This window comes from Blautia sp. HA8986, assembly GCF_056504635.1.
The window spans coordinates 2,633,601-2,651,107 of record NZ_JBWLUQ010000001.1 but is presented as its reverse complement, the minus strand read 5'-3'; the positions used below and the strand labels follow the sequence as shown (position 1 = coordinate 2,651,107).

At 42.1% G+C, this 17,507-nt stretch carries 16 protein-coding genes; 4 read left to right on the top strand and 12 right to left on the bottom strand.

Annotated features, from left to right (window positions below; genetic code table 11):
• Positions 1-17 precede the first annotated feature (17 nt).
• The 12 genes from AC04Q4_RS12390 to dnaA form a co-directional block, all read right to left on the bottom strand.
• Positions 18-1,310 carry a UDP-N-acetylglucosamine 1-carboxyvinyltransferase gene (locus tag AC04Q4_RS12390; protein ID WP_173738014.1) on the bottom strand — a complete coding sequence of 431 codons (1,293 nt, stop codon included), beginning with the start codon at positions 1,308-1,310 and terminating at the stop codon, positions 18-20.
• 185 nt (positions 1,311-1,495) lie between these two features.
• A complete protein-coding gene (locus tag AC04Q4_RS12385; RefSeq protein WP_195456352.1) occupies positions 1,496-2,002 on the bottom strand; it encodes a shikimate kinase in 507 nt (168 codons plus the stop codon).
• 59 nt (positions 2,003-2,061) lie between these two features.
• Complete coding sequence (locus tag AC04Q4_RS12380) at positions 2,062-2,643, bottom strand: flavin reductase (protein ID WP_476389049.1); 582 nt, start codon at positions 2,641-2,643, stop codon at positions 2,062-2,064.
• Between the two features lie 13 nt (positions 2,644-2,656).
• Complete coding sequence (locus AC04Q4_RS12375) at positions 2,657-4,327, bottom strand: putative manganese-dependent inorganic diphosphatase (protein WP_173738011.1); 1,671 nt, start codon at positions 4,325-4,327, stop codon at positions 2,657-2,659.
• Positions 4,328-4,380: 53 nt separating this feature from the next.
• Complete coding sequence (locus tag AC04Q4_RS12370; RefSeq protein WP_476389048.1) at positions 4,381-5,286, bottom strand: S1 RNA-binding domain-containing protein; 906 nt, start codon at positions 5,284-5,286, stop codon at positions 4,381-4,383.
• 532 nt (positions 5,287-5,818) lie between these two features.
• Positions 5,819-6,286, bottom strand: a complete 468-nt coding sequence (locus tag AC04Q4_RS12365) for a DUF1002 domain-containing protein (RefSeq protein ID WP_173738009.1) — start codon at positions 6,284-6,286, stop codon at positions 5,819-5,821.
• Positions 6,287-6,691: 405 nt separating this feature from the next.
• Entirely contained in the window at positions 6,692-7,567 is an 876-nt protein-coding gene (gene rsmA, locus AC04Q4_RS12360; protein ID WP_195456354.1) for a 16S rRNA (adenine(1518)-N(6)/adenine(1519)-N(6))-dimethyltransferase RsmA, read from the bottom strand.
• Between the two features lie 33 nt (positions 7,568-7,600).
• Positions 7,601-10,369 carry a tetratricopeptide repeat protein gene (locus AC04Q4_RS12355; protein WP_476389047.1) on the bottom strand — a complete coding sequence of 923 codons (2,769 nt, stop codon included), beginning with the start codon at positions 10,367-10,369 and terminating at the stop codon, positions 7,601-7,603.
• A 55-nt stretch (positions 10,370-10,424) separates the two neighbouring features.
• Positions 10,425-11,516 (bottom strand): DNA replication/repair protein RecF, encoded by a 1,092-nt coding sequence (gene recF / locus AC04Q4_RS12350; RefSeq protein ID WP_173738007.1) that lies wholly within the window; start codon positions 11,514-11,516, stop codon positions 10,425-10,427.
• A 4-nt stretch (positions 11,517-11,520) separates the two neighbouring features.
• The gene (locus AC04Q4_RS12345; RefSeq protein WP_021650164.1) at positions 11,521-11,727 is read right to left on the bottom strand and encodes an RNA-binding S4 domain-containing protein; all 207 of its coding nucleotides are present in this window, start codon (positions 11,725-11,727) and stop codon (positions 11,521-11,523) included.
• Between the two features lie 243 nt (positions 11,728-11,970).
• Positions 11,971-13,086 carry a DNA polymerase III subunit beta gene (dnaN, locus tag AC04Q4_RS12340; RefSeq protein ID WP_173738006.1) on the bottom strand — a complete coding sequence of 372 codons (1,116 nt, stop codon included), beginning with the start codon at positions 13,084-13,086 and terminating at the stop codon, positions 11,971-11,973.
• Positions 13,087-13,363: 277 nt separating this feature from the next.
• Positions 13,364-14,731, bottom strand: coding sequence for a chromosomal replication initiator protein DnaA (gene dnaA / locus AC04Q4_RS12335; protein WP_173738005.1), 1,368 nt, complete (start codon positions 14,729-14,731; stop codon positions 13,364-13,366).
• Between the two features lie 575 nt (positions 14,732-15,306).
• Here dnaA and rpmH point away from each other — a divergent pair.
• From rpmH to AC04Q4_RS12315, 4 genes are all read left to right on the top strand, one after another.
• The gene (gene rpmH / locus AC04Q4_RS12330; RefSeq protein ID WP_005423866.1) at positions 15,307-15,441 is read left to right on the top strand and encodes a 50S ribosomal protein L34; all 135 of its coding nucleotides are present in this window, start codon (positions 15,307-15,309) and stop codon (positions 15,439-15,441) included.
• Between the two features lie 82 nt (positions 15,442-15,523).
• The gene (gene rnpA, locus AC04Q4_RS12325) at positions 15,524-15,886 is read left to right on the top strand and encodes a ribonuclease P protein component (RefSeq protein WP_119240151.1); all 363 of its coding nucleotides are present in this window, start codon (positions 15,524-15,526) and stop codon (positions 15,884-15,886) included.
• Positions 15,864-16,076 carry a membrane protein insertion efficiency factor YidD gene (gene yidD, locus AC04Q4_RS12320; protein WP_173738004.1) on the top strand — a complete coding sequence of 71 codons (213 nt, stop codon included), beginning with the start codon at positions 15,864-15,866 and terminating at the stop codon, positions 16,074-16,076. Before rnpA ends, yidD begins: the two co-directional genes overlap by 23 nt.
• A gap of 87 nt (positions 16,077-16,163) precedes the next feature.
• On the top strand, positions 16,164-17,486 hold the full coding sequence (locus tag AC04Q4_RS12315) for a membrane protein insertase YidC (RefSeq protein ID WP_476389046.1): 1,323 nt from the start codon (positions 16,164-16,166) through the stop codon (positions 17,484-17,486).
• The last annotated feature ends 21 nt before the right edge of the window (positions 17,487-17,507 follow it).

Sequence of the window (17,507 nt, the reverse complement as noted above, 5' to 3'; positions counted from 1 at the left end):
ATATTCAGTTCAAAATCTCATCCAACACGAAGACGGAATTTCTGGATCTCTTTTTCACTGGAAACTCTCTCAATCTCAGCACCGAGACTTCTCAGCTTCTCCTCAAAATTCTCATATCCTCGCTGAATATAAACGATATCATCAACAACCGTTACACCCTCTGCTGCCAGGCCTGCAATAACAAGTGCAGCACCTGCGCGAAGATCCGGAGCACTGACACGCGCACCGGTAAGCTTCTTCACACCATCAATGATAGCAGAATTCCCCTCTACCTTGATATTTGCTCCCATACGGGAAAGCTCATCTGCATATTTGAAACGGTTCTCAAAAATACTCTCAGTAACAATACTTGTACCCTCAGCAAGTGCAAGGGTAACTGCGATCTGTGGCTGCATATCTGTAGGATATCCAGGATATGGCAGAGTTTTTACATGAGTACGATGAAGTGTATGTGGCGCACGTACACGAACTGCATCATCAAACTCCTCAACCTCACAGCCGATCTCCTCAAGCTTCGCTGTTGTAGCTTCAAGATGCTTCGGAATAACATTGCGTACTGTAACATCACCGCCTGTAGCTGCTGCTGCAAACATAAAAGTACCAGCCTCGATCTGATCCGGAATAATAGAATACTCTGTACGATGAAGAGTCTCAACACCACGGATGCGGATCACATCAGTACCTGCACCCTTGATATTAGCACCCATACTGTTCAGGAAATTGGCAACATCAACAACATGCGGCTCTCTTGCAGCATTCTCGATAATTGTACGGCCTGCTGCCATGGAAGCTGCCATCATGATATTGATAGTCGCACCGACAGAAACCACATCCAGGAAGATATGACTTCCATGAAGATTCTCAGCCCTGGCAACGATAGCACCATGGAGAATATCCACCTCAGCACCAAGAGCACGAAATCCTTTCAGATGCTGGTCGATCGGTCTGCTGCCGATATTACATCCGCCCGGAAGCGGAACTTCTGCATGTTTATACTTTCCGAGCAATGCACCCAGAAGATAATATGATGCGCGGATCTTCTTGATAAATTCATAATCCACACTGAGATTGCCGATGGTAGAACCGTTGATCTTTACAGTAGATTTATCTACACGTTCTACCTGAGCACCGATCTCAGAGATTGCTTCAAGAAGAACATTGATATCTCTTACGTCCGGCAGATTCTCAATTAATATAGTTTCATCAGTCATAATGGCTGCTGATAATATTGCAAGAGCAGCATTTTTCGCACCTGCAATATCCACTTCTCCAACAAGAGGATTGCCGCCTTTAATCACATACTGTTCCATAACACACCTCTATTATTTACTCCTCTATGAGCAGAAAATTTGCTGCTGTTCATTGTATGAGCAGCACTGAAATTTTCCCGCAACTTATAGTTATTTTCATCACTTAGTATAAATGGAAACACACGTTCCCTGAACCCGTCTTTTAGGTCAGTTGTATATTATAACACATATTTCGCATTTGTAAACTACTTCTCTCCCCGTTTCAGTGCCTGAAGCACCAGCTGAAGGCTTCCCTCCAGATCTTTATCCTCTTCATCAACAATGATATCTGCATACTTTTCATATAAAGATACACGTTCTTCATACAGACTTTCAAGCGTCTGTCCCTCTTTCAGGAGAACTCCACGTCCTTTAAGATCCCCAAGACGTTTAGACAGAAGCTTCAGTGAAATCTTGAGATAAACAACAACTCCCTCTGATTTCAGATGCTGCATTGCCTCATCACAGTACACCACACTTCCACCTGTGGCAATTACTGTATTCTCAACCTGAATGGACGCATTCACACGGTTCTCAACCGCCTTGAATCCCTCCGGTCCATCCTGTTCAATGATCTCACTTAATGTTCTCTTTTCTTCCTTCTGGATGATCAGATCAGAATCAATAAACTGGTATCCCAGTACCTTGGCAAGCACAACGCCGATGCTGCTTTTTCCAGCACCCGGCATTCCAATCAGCGTAATATTATTCATACTGTGTCCTTTCATTTTAGCATAACTGCAATTAAATCTCAACGATCGTCACTTTACCTTTATTTCTTCCGTTTATTCGTTTTCTTCTTCACACTGTAGCCGAAAGTTCCGACTTTCCGGCCACCTGCAAGATATTCCCCATGAGAATAAACCAGAAGCCCTGCATCGTTAAGATGAAATTTATTACTTTTATCCATGTATGCTTCGTCTGCATGAACCGCAAGTACATCTGCCAGAAACATGTCATGGGATCCCAGTTCTTTTATTTCCCGTACTCTGCACTCAATAGAAACCGGTGCTTCCCCGATCAGCGGTGCAGAAACATACTGTGCTTTCTCTTTTGTAAGATTCAGCTTCTGAAATTTGTCAACATCGCGTCCTGAACGCACTCCGCAGAAATCCGTTGCAAAAGCCAGTTTTTCTGTTGTCAGATTGATAACAAATTCTCCCGTTTTTTTGATCATGTCATATGAATAACGGGAGGGTCGGACTGAAATATAAGCCATGGCCGGATTCGTACACACAGTTCCTGTCCACGCAACTGTAATGATATTATCGTTGCCTTCACCATCTGTAACACTGACCATCACAGCCGGCAGCGGATAGATCATATTTCCCGGCTTCCAGATCTGTTTCGCCATTTCTCCGGCCTCCTTATGCGTAATCGCTGTTCATAAGCTGAGCAGCCTCCATCATAGCCGGGATCAGCTGTTTCTTTCTGGATACCACGCCTTTCAGGCAAAAAGTATCTCCATCCGGTTTCCGTTCAAAAGCGATCTCAGCCATCTGCTGGCTTCCCTCTCCATAGAAAAGAAGCTCTGTGGATTCTTCCAGGATATTAGTCAGCATAAAGTAAACTCTTGTGATATCATGGCGTCCGCATTCACTTACCATAAACGGCATCAGCTTCTCCTTGATTTCCTTCAGCTCCTCGCTATCCATGGAACTGATCTGTCCCACGCCAAAGGAAACATTGCCTTCACCGATAAATTTCTTATAATCCTGATAAAAGATCTCCTCAGGAGACTTATCTTTCAGATTACTTCCTGCTGAGAACATTTCTCTTGCAAATTTCTCAATGTTGATTCCTGCGATCAGGGCAAGCGCACTGGCAGCGATCTTATCCTTCTGCGTGCAGGTCGGTGAACGGAACATAAGCGTATCAGAAATGATCGCAGCGCAGAGAAGTCCGGCAATCTTTTCCGGAATCTCCAGTCTCTGCTCACCATAGATCTCATAAAGGATCGTTCCTGTGCATCCAACCGGCTCATTACGGAAAGCAACAGGTGTCATAGTCTGCAGAGTTCCAAGCTTATGATGATCGATGATCTCAAGAATTTCAGCCTTCTCAATATTATCAACTGCCTGATCCACCTCGTTATGATCAACAAGCACAACCTTCTTCTTGTGCATATCCAGGAAATTACGTCTGGAAATCGTTCCGATACATTTGCCATGAGGATTGATGACAGGAAATGCCCTGTGACGGTTTTTTATCATAACCTCCTGAATATCATCAGTGAAATCCTCAGTGTTAAATGTAACCATGTTATCACGTTTCATAACATAATTTACCGGAATACTCTGATTGATCAATCGCGCAATATTGAACGTATCATACGGTGAGCGGATGATCACGATACTTTTCTCATGTGCAAGCTTCACTACTTTCTCGGAAACTACAATATTCAGTCCTACAATAATACAGCTTACATTCTGGCTGATAGCCTGAAGATGATCTTCCTCACGGTCTCCCATGATGATCATATCATTCTCTTCAATATAGCCCTCCATCATCTTCGGATTGGCTGTTCCAACGAGAACTTTTCCCTTAACAAAATATCCGTGGCTGTTTCCCTCTACAACCTCGCCTCCTACAGTCTCAGCAATCCTCTGATACTGTGTCCTCGCATTGGAAAGGAGGTAGCTATCTGTTGTATCCATATAGGTCTTGGCAATATCTCCGATGGTCACAAGACCTTCCAGGCAACCATCTTTATCGCGGATCGGAAGAGATACGATGCTGTTCTCCTGCATCATATCCCAGGCATTCTTCAGAGACATGCTCTTATCTGCCGGTGGGCTGATACGGATATCCATATCTTTAACCTGGGTTCCGATATTTCCGAGATAAGCCGGAGGCTGTACGCCAAAACGGTTCAGCACATATCTTGTCTCTTCATTGATCTGGCCTGCTCTCTTCGGGATATATTTCTTGTTCTGTGTGGTTCTGTTTTTAATGTCAGCATAGGCAATGGCCGAACAAATGGAATCCGTATCCGGATTCTTATGTCCGATTACAAATATTCTCTCCTGATTTTTCATTCACATCCATCCTTTTTCATCCAAGTGTCGTTGCTATGTAGTGTGAACATTTCTCAGTCCAGCTTGATATTTGCAAAAAGTGAACCAAGGGATGTTGTTGCCTCTTCACCGGACTCAGGAAGCTCAAAAATCTCCTCCTCAACTTCCTTCGCCATCAGATCAGATGCTTCTTTAATGCTTAAGCTCAGTTTTCCGTCCTTGATGGCAATAACTTTAACTTTGACCTTGTCGCCTACATTTACTGCCTCTGAAGGCTTCTTAATCCTTTTTTCGCAGATCTGTGAAATATGCACCAGCCCGGAAATTCCATTTCCGAGATCAACGAAAGCACCATACGGTTGCAGACTCTCAACAGTTCCTTCTGTTACAAAACCAACCTCAATATTGGATATCTTGTTTCTGCGGTCCTCGTCCGCCTTCTCACGAAGAAGCTCTTTCGCAGAAAGCACAAGTCTCTTCTTCGCTTTATCAACATCAATAACCCGCACGGTAAGCGGTTTATTCAGATACTCTTCCGTATCCTCAACGTAGCTCAGAGCCAGCTTGGATGCCGGGATAAAACCACGTACGCCTTCCACATAGGCAATAGCTCCGCCGTTTACGATTCCCTTCACAACAACCTCCAGTGCTTCTCCTGATTTCTGAAGTTCAGCAAGTTTATCCCATGCCAGAACCTCTGCTGCCTCCGCTCTGGAAAGCAGGATATTGCCCTGGCCATCGTCTTTACGGAGAACAGTTGCCTGGATCTCCTCGCCCGGCTGTACTGCCTCTTTCAGATTAAACCCCGGCTCCCTGGAAAATTCCTCTGCCGGTATGAATCCCTCTGTATAATATTTAAGATCAAGAACAACACCTGTCTCATCAACACTTACAACTGTACCGGTGATAATGTCACCTTCATCAATTTTTTTAAAAGAAGCCTCGAGCTCCTGCTCAAAATCTTTCATAGACTCCGCCATTTCCTGACCTCCTGTTCACCTTTATCTATTTATCATTTACTGCCAGCCGACGCTTTATGCCTGCTGCCGATTTTATCCTCATCTTAGTTATTATAGCATGAGCCATCAGCCCGCGCCATGTTTTTTTAGTACATCATAAACCAAAAAAGCCCCTGCATTCCTGCAGAAGCTTATTTTTTTAATATTTAAAGTATTTTTTTCCATAAAACGAGGAGTGCCCCGGTAGTGGCTTACCGGGGCGATTATTATGAAAAAAATTGTATGTGTAATGATACAGATACACACCATTACAGCGTCTTTCGTAGTGTTCTTTCGAACTGTTATTATAGTAGCAGACAAATATGAACATTTTATGAACAGCTCGTGAACTTTTAGCTTATTTGCACAATTTTCTTCGTCATTTTCCTCTTTTTTTATAAAAACGCCACATTCATGTTTCTATCTCAAGTCCTAAATATTGTACATTTTGTACATTTTGTATAAAACCAGTAATAATAGTCCTAATAAAAGTGACATTTAAAACACCTGCCTCTTACTGACGGGAAAGCATTCCCTTAACAAACTGAATTGCTTTCTGGAAAATATTCTTCACATCTGATTTTGTGACACCCATATCTTTCAGAGTGCTGTATGCATCATTTACATATTTCTTGATCTGGTCATCGCTGACATCAATTCCGCGGAACTTGCTGATTATATTTACCAGTGAGCTCTTATCATCATCGGAAAGTGACACTCCATAATAATCTGCTGCTTCATCGATTCCCTGTGAGATCTCATCGTCTGTGATCTGATTGGAATCAAAAAGTCCTTTCACATAAACAATGATATCGCTTACTTTGTCCGGGTCAGCTGCAAGAGATTCAACTTCGTTATTTTTAAGAATTTCCTCAGCCTGGCTCATAACTGAACCGGAATCAGATGCCATAACCATCATCGGTGAAGTACAGGAGATAATACCTGCAACAACCAGTGCTGTGATCCTGTTCATTTTTTTCATAATATTCATCCTCCATATAGGCATCTGCCTGTATACCTAAACTATAACTATTCTCTGTTTCAATAAATTTGTTTCCTTTTGACGCTCCCCAGTATAACACACCTCCCCCACACCTTGTAAAGCCAGCTTTTCCTTTTTTCACAATTTCCAGGTCAGACTTTATGTTGTGCCGGAAAATATATTCACAATATTTTCATATTTCCAACAAACTTTCCTAACATTTCTTTCTTATAATAAATATTGTAAATTTTTCATTACTTACTTGTGTCTGACAGATCAGGCACAACCTCCTTTCTATGACAAGTTATATATGTGCGTATGGATTCCTCTCCAACGTCCATACGCACCACGCAAAAAGAACCCGGAACAGCTGCCCGGGTTCTTTTTGTATCTTAAAACGTTTGTTTATTTTTTCATTTCATAAATACAGTTGGCAAGCATTGCAAACTGTTCCAGAGTCAGTGCCTCTCCTCTGATATTCAGCGGAAGTCCGCACTTTTCGAACACATTCTCAATTTCTTCCTTACTCAGGGCAAAATCTCCGGAATTTTTGATTCCGTTTACAAGAGTCTTTCTTCTCTGGTTAAAAGATGCGCGGATCAGCCTGAACATGAGACGTTCATCATAAACATCCACCGGCGGCTTCTCATAACGCGTCAGTTTAATAACTGCACTCCCAACCTTAGGACGTGGCATGAAACAATTCGGCGGCACATTGGCCACGATCTCCGGTTTCGCATAATATTGCACAGCCAGCGAAAGTGCTCCATAATCCTTGGTGCCAGGTCCAACCTGCATACGGTCTGCAACCTCTTTCTGCACCATAACAGTGATGGAATCCACCGGAACATTCTTCTCAAAAAGTCCCATGATGATCGGAGTTGTAATGTAATACGGCAGATTCGCCACTACTTTTACCGGTTTACCGCCATTCTTTTCATCTGCGATCTTTTTAATATCCGTCTTAAGGATATCATTATTGATCACAGTTACATTATCCCAATCCTTCAAAGTATCTTCAAGGATCGGAATCAGGGAACTGTCGATCTCTACAGCAGCAACCTCTCTTGCTGCTTCCGCAAGATACTGGGTCATGGTTCCGATTCCGGGACCGATCTCCAGTATAAAATCATCCTTCGTGATTCCTGAAGAATCTATGATCTTCTCCAGAACATGTTCATCGATCAGAAAGTTCTGACCAAACCTTTTCTGGAAAACAAAATGATACTTTTGAAGGACTTCAATGGTATATTTCGGGTTGCCCAGATAAGGTCTGGTCATATTTCTTTACCTCTGCTTTTCTGTTTATTATTATCAGCTGAAATCCTTTTCAAGAAGTACAGTATAACCATCACGGTCCACTCTCTTCTTGGATCGTTTAAATAATCCGCCCTGTGCTTTTGCCATTGCGTTATCAAGCATTGTCTTCACGGTTCCGATGCACATCGGCTGGTCTTCTTTCTGGTTGATTCCAATCAGATTGTACAGCGCAAGCATGCCCATCTGGTCAATTCGGAATCCGTTTTCCATTGTATAGACCTTCGCAAAATTAACAAGCTCATCATTTGTAAATACAGGTATATTGATCATGGATGTAAACTTCTTCGCAAGCTTCGGATATCTTGCGATCAGCTTACGCATTCCGATCTTTTCATCCTCAAGAATAACGATCATACCCTTCGTATTTCCGTTCATCACTTCATCAAGCTCATCTGCTGTTTCCTGGGAAAGCTGGTTTGCATTCTCAATAACAAGAAAACCTCCTGCAAGCTTGGATACAATATCTGACATGCTTTTGCCGTTAAGATCTTCTGCGAATATATAAGCAACCTTGGATGCCTCAATATTCAGTTCTTTACAGATTGCCGGGATCAGACTTGAGATCAGCCTTGTTTTTCCTGTTTCCCTGCCACCCATAATGATCACATTACCTGTCTGGGAAGTCTTATCAGCAGCACCCTTCTGTACATCACAGAGCACATCAAGCAGCTGCTCTTTCATTCCTGGAACTGCTACAAAATATGTGAAAAGCTGCTTTTCTTCATCAGTGAGCTGTTTCTTTCTGGAAATGATCTTATTCGGATCCCTCTCCGGCTGGATGGTCTCGATGAATTTCTCAAGCTGCTCTTCCTCGCTGAGTTCTTCTTCCTCATCATCCTCTTCCATAGCTCTGTTATCCAGAAGGCTGGCAATGAAATCATCTTCTTCATCTTCATCGTCCTCGTCTTCCGGCTCTGCTTCAAATTTATCCGCAGAACTGAAATCCTCTGCACTGTATTCCTCTTCCTCATCAAGAGGAGTTTCTTCCTCCGTAACAATTGCTGTATCGTCTGTGATACCATTTTCTGCTGCAATTCCCGGTGCTTCTTCAGTTTCATCTTCTTCTAATTCCAGAGAAGGGATCTCATCGAATCCATCATCCTCTTCATCCAGATCTGCATCTGGCTCGTCCGGCTTCTGCACTCCGGCCGGTCCATTGAGAAATTCAGCCTCTGCAGCCTGCAGATCCTCCTCTGTAACAGGCTCTTCGTCCTCATCAAACACAACATCCGGAACACGGTTAAGTGTATGTTCTTCCGTATCTGCTTCCTGCTGTGCGGAAATCTGCGCCATGATATCCTCGATATCTGCTGCATCCGGCTCCTCCGGAACAAATGGATCCTCTGCAAGGTCAAGATCATTCTCTTCCTCAGCAGATGTAACTTCTGCAGTCTGTGCATCCTGAGTTACATCTTCTTTTGGAATTTTGATTCCCTGCTCTGTTGCAGCTGCAAGAATCGTATCTTCCAGATTAAATCCTTTATCAGAATCTTTTTTCTCGCCTACTGAAGCAGCAATATCATCAATGTTTCCAAAAATTCCTGACGCATCCGGAATATCAGCAGCACTGCTTGCATTCTCCGGATCTACATTTATCATAGATTTCGGAATCTTCAGCTCAGGCATGCGCATTGTAGCGGAGAAATCCGGCTGGTCTTTCTCTGCCTTCTCTTCTTCTTTATCCTGCAGTTCTTCCGTCTTAAGCTGTACCGTTCCCCCTGACAGATTATCAATACCCGATACCAGCATTTCCTCACCGTCTGCGATTTCCGGCTCTTCCTCGGACGCCTCTTCCGAATCCTCCTCAATTTCTGCCTTTTCAGTTTCTTCTGCGGCAGCAGCCTCAGCTTCCGGTGTATCTTCTTCTGTATCCGAATCCGAAACATTCAGATCCTGCTCATTCTCTTTTTCTTCATCTGCAGTATTTTCTTCCAGTTCCTCAGATTCTTCGGACTTCTTATGTCCACCGAAAATATCCCGGAAACCTTTTGAAATTTTTTCCTGTAATGTCTCTGCACTGCTCAGATCACGCTCATCATCCACCTGAATCGTATCTGTGACCGGTCTGGCCTCTTCATATTCTGTATCAGCAGCTGCTGTTTCCTTACTCTCCCTGATCTCCTGGGCTTTTTCCGGCGGAATCAATTTCGGAATAAACTGCTGCTCATATTTCTCTTTCTCCTCACCAGTAAGAACACCCATTCTCTGCTTCAGGTCAAGAGCCTTCATCACATAATTGCCATCATTAAACCAGAGAACCATCTCATTGCATAGATCCAGACATTTCTGCTTGTCTCCTGCTTTATAATAAAGCTTAGCCAGCTCATATGACCAGCGTTCTGTGAATTCCTTCTCCTTGTATTCCTCAAGAATACGGATCTGCTCATTCAGAGATGCGTTCTTCGCTCTGGCAATCTTATATTTCAGTATATACTGGCTGTTGTCACTGCCTGCCACTTCTCTGTATTCATCAAAGAATTCTGTGGCTTCACTGATCTGTCCCATCTTAAGTGAAACTTCTATCAGACGGTAAAGAATATTCTTACCGATCGGTGCTCTGTGATACGCAAGAAGAAAAATTTCCTTGCTCTCCTCATAGCGCTTGTTGGCAGCGTAAATCTCGCCTACAACGCAAAGGGTACGGACATTCTTCACACGACGCCATTCAATGCTGTCAACAATCTGCATGGCACCTTTGTAATCCTGGGCTTCAACCAGTTTATTAATCTGACCCAGCTTGACGCGAAACTCCTCTTTATCCAAAATATTCACCAACTTTCCATATTCAGAATCAGTTTAACATATGCCTACGGCCTTGTCAAAACCCTTTAGGCATATAAACGTGCCCTTTTACCACCTGAAAAACCTTGTTGATCTCAAACTGATGACTGACAAAATCATCCAGACCTGTACAGGTGATAAGTGTCTGTATATCATGTATACTTTCCAGAAGATATGTCTGCCTGTTACTATCCAGTTCCGAGAGCACATCATCCAGCAGAAGCACCGGCGTATCCCTGATCTTTTTTTTGACCAGATATATCTCCGAGAGCTTCAGTGAAAGTGCTGCTGTCCTCTGCTGTCCCTGCGAACCATACTTCCGGATATCAATACCATTTACCTTCACGCAGAAATCATCTCTGTGCGGTCCCACGGAAGTAAGCTTCATCCTCAGATCCCGGTCTCTGTTCTGCACAAGCTTCTGCTCAAAATCTCCTGCTGTCACACTTGGCTCATACAGGATCTCAAGCTCCTCCAAACCTCCTGTCAGACCCTTGTGGAGGCCTTTTGCAATCTCATTAAGTTCTTCAACGAATTCCTCTCGTTTCTCAATGATCTTCCTTCCATAACCAAGCATCTGTGTATCCCAGATATCTAGTGTATCTTTCAGTCCCGGATTTGCATAACAGTCTTTGAGAAGACGGTTTCTCTGGTTCACAATGTGATTGTAGCTGGCCAGCTCCGTGATATAAACACCATCCAGCTGACAGAGCTCCGAATCCAGAAAACGTCTTCTCTCTCCCGGTCCATTCTTGATAATATTAAGATCCTCCGGAGAAAAAAACACAAGGTTTACCACTCCCAGAAGCTCCCTTGCCTTACGGATCGGCAGCCCGTTGATGGCAACTCCTTTCGCTTTGTTTTTCCGGAGGTGCATGTCTATTTTGTATGAAAGATCGCCCTTTTTCACCATCATTCGGATGTGGGATTCCTCATTCTCGAAGCGGATCATCTCCCGGTCCTTGCTCCCCTTATGGGATTTACTTGTCCCGGCCAGATAAACAGCTTCCAGAATATTTGTTTTTCCCTGGGCATTATCGCCATAGAGAATATTGGTCCCCTGATCAAAATTCATCTCCAGCAATTCATAATTCCTGAAATTATTCAGTCTGATGGATTCAATGTACATTCCTTCACCCAATCACATAAATATCTTTTCCATCGTAGGAAATGGTATCTCCCGGATGGATCTTGCGGCCGCGGCGGTTTTCAACCTCGCCGTTTACCAGAACAAGGCCGTCATTGATAGCATATTTCGCCTCAACACCGTCTTCCACAACCCCCGCCAGCTTCAGTGCCTGACCAAGCTTAATAAATTCATCTTTAATTCTGATTTCCACTTCTTTTTCCTCTCAAAATATCAGGCAGATTTTAAATATCTGCCCTGCAATAAATTACCGCCAGTAAAAAATCCTCTATATTGATCAGATTTGGGGGCAGTTTTAACTACCACCTTCAGACTTTTTTCAAAAAGGGGTAGTTTTAAAATACCACCTGGCAGCTATATTTTCAGTTACATATGCTTCAATAATGCTGTTTGCGTGTACGTGTCACGCGGACATATACATTATAATGCACAATTACTATCTTCCCTGATTCTGGTTGATGTTTACCGGAAGGATCAGATAAGTATAATTCTCCTCATCATCACGGATAAAGCAAGGTGCTTTCGGGTTTACAAGGTAAATTGTAACGGTCTCATCATCAATAACACGAAGAGCATCGATCAGGAATTTCGGGTTAAAGCCGATCATAATATCTTTACCCTCTTTCTCAATATCGATCTCCTCATTCATGGAACCCATTGCAGAATCAATACGCAGCTCCATATCATCATCTGTGATGTTGATAATGATTGGTTTTTTATCAACCTCGCGGACAAGAAGTGTCGCACGATCGATACAATCCAGGAACTCTTTTTTGTTAATTTTCAGTTTTGTTTCATAATCACTGGAAAGCATCTGATCAATTCTGAAATATTCGCCCTCAATCAGTCTGGAAACTACCATAGTCTGATCAAATTCAAAGAGAATGTGGTTTTTTGTAAAGTAAATACTTACCTGATCATCCACTTCTCCGGACAGGATCTTGCTTACTTCACTTAAAGTTTTTCCCGGAACTACCACTTTCCGGTCAGAATACTCTTTTTTAAGTGGCATTTTTCGGATCGCAATACGGTGGCCATCCAGAGAAACTACTTTCAAACAGTTATCCTTGATCTCAAAAAGTTCACCTGTCATCAGCTTGTTGTTTTCATTCACAGCAATAGAAAAAATGGTCTGTCTGATCATTTCTTTCAACGTATACTGAGAAATTGTAAGTGGTTCATCCTTCTCGATCATTGGTAAATAGGCAAAATCTTCTCCGGATTTTCCTGGAATATTGAATTTTGCTTTTTCACAGGTGATGGTTGCTGTATATTTATCATCAGTTTTAATAGTAATATCATTATCTGGAAGTCGTCTGATGATTTCATAAAAAATCTTTGCATCAAGAGCGACCATTCCTTTTTCTTCAATAATACCATCAACGATAGTTTCAATTCCCAGTTCCATATCATTGGTGGTAAATTTAATTTGATTTGTTGTTGCATCCATAAGGATACATTCAAGTATTGGCATGGTGGTTTTTGATGGAACTGCTTTGAGTGCGATACTTACACTTTTTAACAGACTTGATTTGGAGCAGATAATTTTCATAATGTGTATAACTCCTTTTTTGGATAAATTGTGGTTTTTATAAATATATTTATAGAAAAAATCCGCCGTAACCGCCGTAGGGGGACAGATTTTGTGAAAAACTCCCGTAAGGCTGATGTTTTCAAGGGTTTTCAGGTGGGATAACTTTGTGTAAAAGTGGTAGTTTCGGATGTGAATAAACCGGGGATAAAATTACCGCCGCTTTTTTGCAAAAAAGTTGTACACATCCTTCCACATACAATCAACACGTTATACACCAGTAATGTGGAAAACTTTCCTAACCTTGTGGATTAATCTTCTTTTTCAATATATCTATGGTATTTTTTAAGTTATCGTCGTTCTGCAATTCGTTTTCGATCTTTTCAATGCCGTGCATAACTGTTGTATGGTCACGGTTTCCAAGTGCTTTTCCGATATTTTTCAGTGGTGTGGAAATAATTTCACGGCAAAGATACATGGCAACCTGGCGAGGCATGACGATTTTTGAGTTTCGTTTGTTTCCGCTTAAGTCTGCTGGTGTTACTCCGTAATGTTCGGAGACAACAGAGATAATATATTCCGGTGTGATCACTTTTTTCTCATCTGGAGAAATAATATCTTTCAGTGCCTGCTCGGCAAGTTCAAGAGTGACCTCTTTTTTCTCAAGTTTAGCTCCGGCCATAACCTTATTGAAGGCACCTTCCAGCTCTCGAATGTTGGATTTGATGTTGGTTGCAATGTATTTGATGACATCTTCACTGATGTTGTAACCGTTCATCTCCTCATTTTTATGAAGAATTGCCATTCGTGTTTCATAATCCGGCAGTGTAATGTCTGCGATCAGACCCCATTCGAATCTTGAACGGAATCTTTCTTCCAGAATCTCCATATCTTTCGGTGGTTTATCTGAAGATATGATGATCTGCTTCTTGGCACTGTGGAGACTGTTGAAAGTATGGAAAAATTCCTCCTGTGTGGATTCCTTTCCTATAATAAACTGAATATCATCGACGAGAAGAACATCAATATTTCTGTATTTTTCACGGAATTTACTCATTGCAGTATTGTTTCCGTTTCGAATGGTTTCGATCAGTTCGTTGGTAAATTCCTCACTGGTTACATAGAGAACCCGGCTGTTCTGGTCGTGTTCCAGTATGAAATGAGCGATGGAATGCATAAGATGAGTCTTTCCAAGTCCGGCTCCTCCGTAAATAAAGAGCGGATTGTAAGTATCTCCCGGTGATTCCGCAACTGCCAGAGCTGCTGCCTGAGCGAATTTGTTGTTGCTTCCTACAACGAATGTGTCGAAAGTGTATTTTGGATTTAAATGTGCTTCTTCGTAACGTGTATCCTGAACCTGTTTATCATAGGAAGTATTTTTTTCGTTTTTCTTGGGGAGATCTTTTTCCAGGACGAAGCGAACCTCGCATTCTTCCATGCCTGTGAGTACACAGATCGTAACCTGAAGTGGTATTTTATAACGTTTACTGATGTAATTAACACCGATGCCTGCCTGCTCAGAGGGAACAATGACTGTTATCAGATTTCCGTCAACCTCATAGACTTTCAGCGGTTTAAGCCAGGTATTAAAAGGGACATCAGTCACCTCATATTCAGATTTGACAGTGTTAAGGATCTCCTCCCATTTTTCAATAACAGTGTTCATTTTTTCCTCCCATGAGTATTATAATAACCCCAGCCTGTGGCTGGAGACAGATATCCTTTTATATATTACACTGAAAATGGGGTTTTCGCAATGGAAAACGTTGAGATTTTGGGGAAAACATTGTGGATATCCTGGGGAAATTGATGTGGATTAGGGTGGAAAACTGTGGATAACAGGTGAATTGGTTTCCATAAGTAGAAACTGCGTGGATAATGTGGAAGAATTATGTGTATAAAATAATCCACTGTCAAAATACCGCATATAAAGGCTTTTTTTGACATCAAGGTGAAAAAATGTTTGAAAAAAGTGGATAGTTTTCCCGGTAATCCACTAGTTATCCACAAGTTATCCACAAAATGTGGATAATGTTACGTAAACCATATGCACTTTCCACATAAATGTAAAAATAAAAAACCGCGAGATGGTGGTAGTTATAAGAATGCCTGATTTTATAGGTTTTTTCGCATTTTTTACTTGACGAAAAGGAGGTTTATTTATATAATTGAAACGATGTTCTGAATGATAAGTTATTTCATAACAATTAATTAAGAATAGATAAAGGAGGTGCTTTACCTATGAAGATGACATTTCAGCCAAAAAAGAGATCCAGAGCTAAAGTTCACGGCTTCAGAGCTCGCATGAGCACAAAGGGCGGACGTAAAGTATTAGCTGCAAGAAGATTAAAAGGAAGAAAACAGTTATCAGCATAAGCTGCAAGACCGCATTTATGTGGTCTTTTCTTCTATCCGGAGAAATATCCGTGCAGACGGAATTTAATTAAGGAGGATTCGTTTGATCAGATCAGAGTCCTTAAAGAAGAATAAAGATTTTAAAATTGTATATCAGAACGGAACATCATACGCAAATCGGCTTCTGGTGATGTACGTGCTGAAGAATCAGCACAAGAAGAATCGTCTGGGAATATCTGTAAGTAAAAAAGTAGGGAATAGTGTGGTTCGCCACAGACTCACCAGACTGATAAGAGAAAGTTATCGTCTCAACGAAACAGATTTTGACAGTAACCTTGATATTGTAGTAGTAGCGAGAGCTTCTGCCAAGGGCAAAGGCTTTCACGAGATCGAGAGTGCTTTTCTGCATCTTGCAAGAAAGCATCACATAACAGGGAATGAACATGATAAAGAAATTTCTGATTAAGATGATAAGACTCTATCAAAAATATATATCGCCGATGAAGAGAACGAAATGTCCTTATATTCCCACATGTTCTCAATATGGTTTGGAAGCAATCGAAAAATATGGCGCATTCAGGGGAAGCCTTCTTGCGGCATGGAGGATTCTGCGATGCAATCCTTTTTCCCATGGAGGCTATGACCCTGTGCCATGAATTATTTTGGACTGCCTGGCCTCTTTTTCCCAGGGGTGGAGCAGTTACCATTGGACTTTTACAATTGAATAAGAAGTCTAGGAGGAAATGAATTTGGAACTGTTTTTAGCAACAAAAACCGGAACTCCTATTATCGGACAGATCGCGTCTGTGATGGGATGGATCATGGATGGCATATATAAGATGCTTGACGGCCTGTTCGGAATCCAGAACATTGGTCTTTGTATCATTATCTTCAGTATTCTTATCTTTGCCTTTATGACACCGCTGCAGATCAAGCAGCAGAAATTTTCCAAGTTAAGTGCGATCATGCAGCCTGAGATCCAGAAGGTCCAGAAGAAATATCAGGGTAAAAAAGATCAGGACTCCATGATGAAAATGAATGAAGAAACCCAGGCTGTTTATCAGAAATATGGTGTTTCTCCCACCGGTAGCTGTGTACAGTTAGCCATTCAGATGCCTATTCTGTTTGCACTGTATCAGGTTATCTACCGAATTCCTGCTTACGTTGGAAGTGTAAAGAGCATTTTTACTGGTGTAGTTGACAAGCTGGTAGCTGTAAACGGATACACGGATATCCTGCAGCAGTTTATTACAGATAATTCCATGACACGAGTACGTCTCGTTATGGACAGTGCCGGAAATGCTACAAGTAACTCTATTGTTGATTTTCTGTATGCACTTTCTCCTGAACAGTGGAAAGAGCTGGCCAAGATGGATCAGTTTTCAGGCTTTTCTGATATGATCACAAGTACTTCTCATGAGATTTCCAAGATGCAGGGATTCTGTGGACTGAATATCGCAGACCAGCCACTGTACTATATCATGGAGTTCCTCAAAAATCATGGTTCTCTGTTACTTGCGATCATAGCACTTCTGATCCCGGTTCTTGCATGGGCAACTCAGATGCTTAACCTGAAGCTTATGCCACAGGCAGCAACACAGCCGACAGACGGAAATGATCAGGCCAGTGCAATGGCAAGCTCCATGAAGACCATGAACATGGTTATGCCGCTGATGTCTGCATTCTTCTGCTTCACATTCCCGGTTGGTCTTGGTATCTACTGGATCGCCAGTGCTGTTGTACGAAGTGCTCAGCAGTTTGCGATCAACCGTCATCTTGATAAGATGAACATTGATGATCTGGTTAATGAGAATATGAAGAAGATCGAAGCGAAGCGTGCGAAGGAAGGACTTCCGCCTCAGAAGATCACAAATCAGGCTCATCAGTCCGCCAAGAATATCAATAAACCTGTAATTGATAAGGGTAACAGCGGAAACAATGGTGCTTCAGACAGAGCACGCAAGGTTGATGAAGCTTATGCGAAGTCAAGAAATGCAAAAGCAGGAAGCATCACAGCCAAAGCTAATCTCGTAAGAGACTTTGACGAGAGAAATAAGAAGAAATAATCAGGAACGGAGGGGTTCGTA

Bases quoted from the DNA above. Each gene is read 5' to 3' on its own strand.
- AC04Q4_RS12390 (WP_173738014.1), bottom strand. From the start codon at position 1,310: ATGGAACAGTATGTGATTAAAGGCGGCAATCCTCTTGTTGGAGAAGTG.
- AC04Q4_RS12385 (WP_195456352.1), bottom strand. From the start codon at position 2,002: ATGAATAATATTACGCTGATTGGAATGCCGGGTGCTGGAAAAAGCAGC.
- AC04Q4_RS12380 (WP_476389049.1), bottom strand. From the start codon at position 2,643: ATGGCGAAACAGATCTGGAAGCCGGGAAATATGATCTATCCGCTGCCG.
- AC04Q4_RS12375 (WP_173738011.1), bottom strand. From the start codon at position 4,327: ATGAAAAATCAGGAGAGAATATTTGTAATCGGACATAAGAATCCGGAT.
- AC04Q4_RS12370 (WP_476389048.1), bottom strand. From the start codon at position 5,286: ATGGCGGAGTCTATGAAAGATTTTGAGCAGGAGCTCGAGGCTTCTTTT.
- AC04Q4_RS12365 (WP_173738009.1), bottom strand. From the start codon at position 6,286: ATGAAAAAAATGAACAGGATCACAGCACTGGTTGTTGCAGGTATTATC.
- rsmA (WP_195456354.1), bottom strand. From the start codon at position 7,567: ATGACCAGACCTTATCTGGGCAACCCGAAATATACCATTGAAGTCCTT.
- recF (WP_173738007.1), bottom strand. From the start codon at position 11,516: ATGTACATTGAATCCATCAGACTGAATAATTTCAGGAATTATGAATTG.
- dnaN (WP_173738006.1), bottom strand. From the start codon at position 13,086: ATGAAAATTATCTGCTCCAAATCAAGTCTGTTAAAAAGTGTAAGTATC.
- dnaA (WP_173738005.1), bottom strand. From the start codon at position 14,731: ATGAACACTGTTATTGAAAAATGGGAGGAGATCCTTAACACTGTCAAA.
- rpmH (WP_005423866.1), top strand. From the start codon at position 15,307: ATGAAGATGACATTTCAGCCAAAAAAGAGATCCAGAGCTAAAGTTCAC.
- yidD (WP_173738004.1), top strand. From the start codon at position 15,864: ATGATAAAGAAATTTCTGATTAAGATGATAAGACTCTATCAAAAATAT.
- AC04Q4_RS12315 (WP_476389046.1), top strand. From the start codon at position 16,164: ATGAATTTGGAACTGTTTTTAGCAACAAAAACCGGAACTCCTATTATC.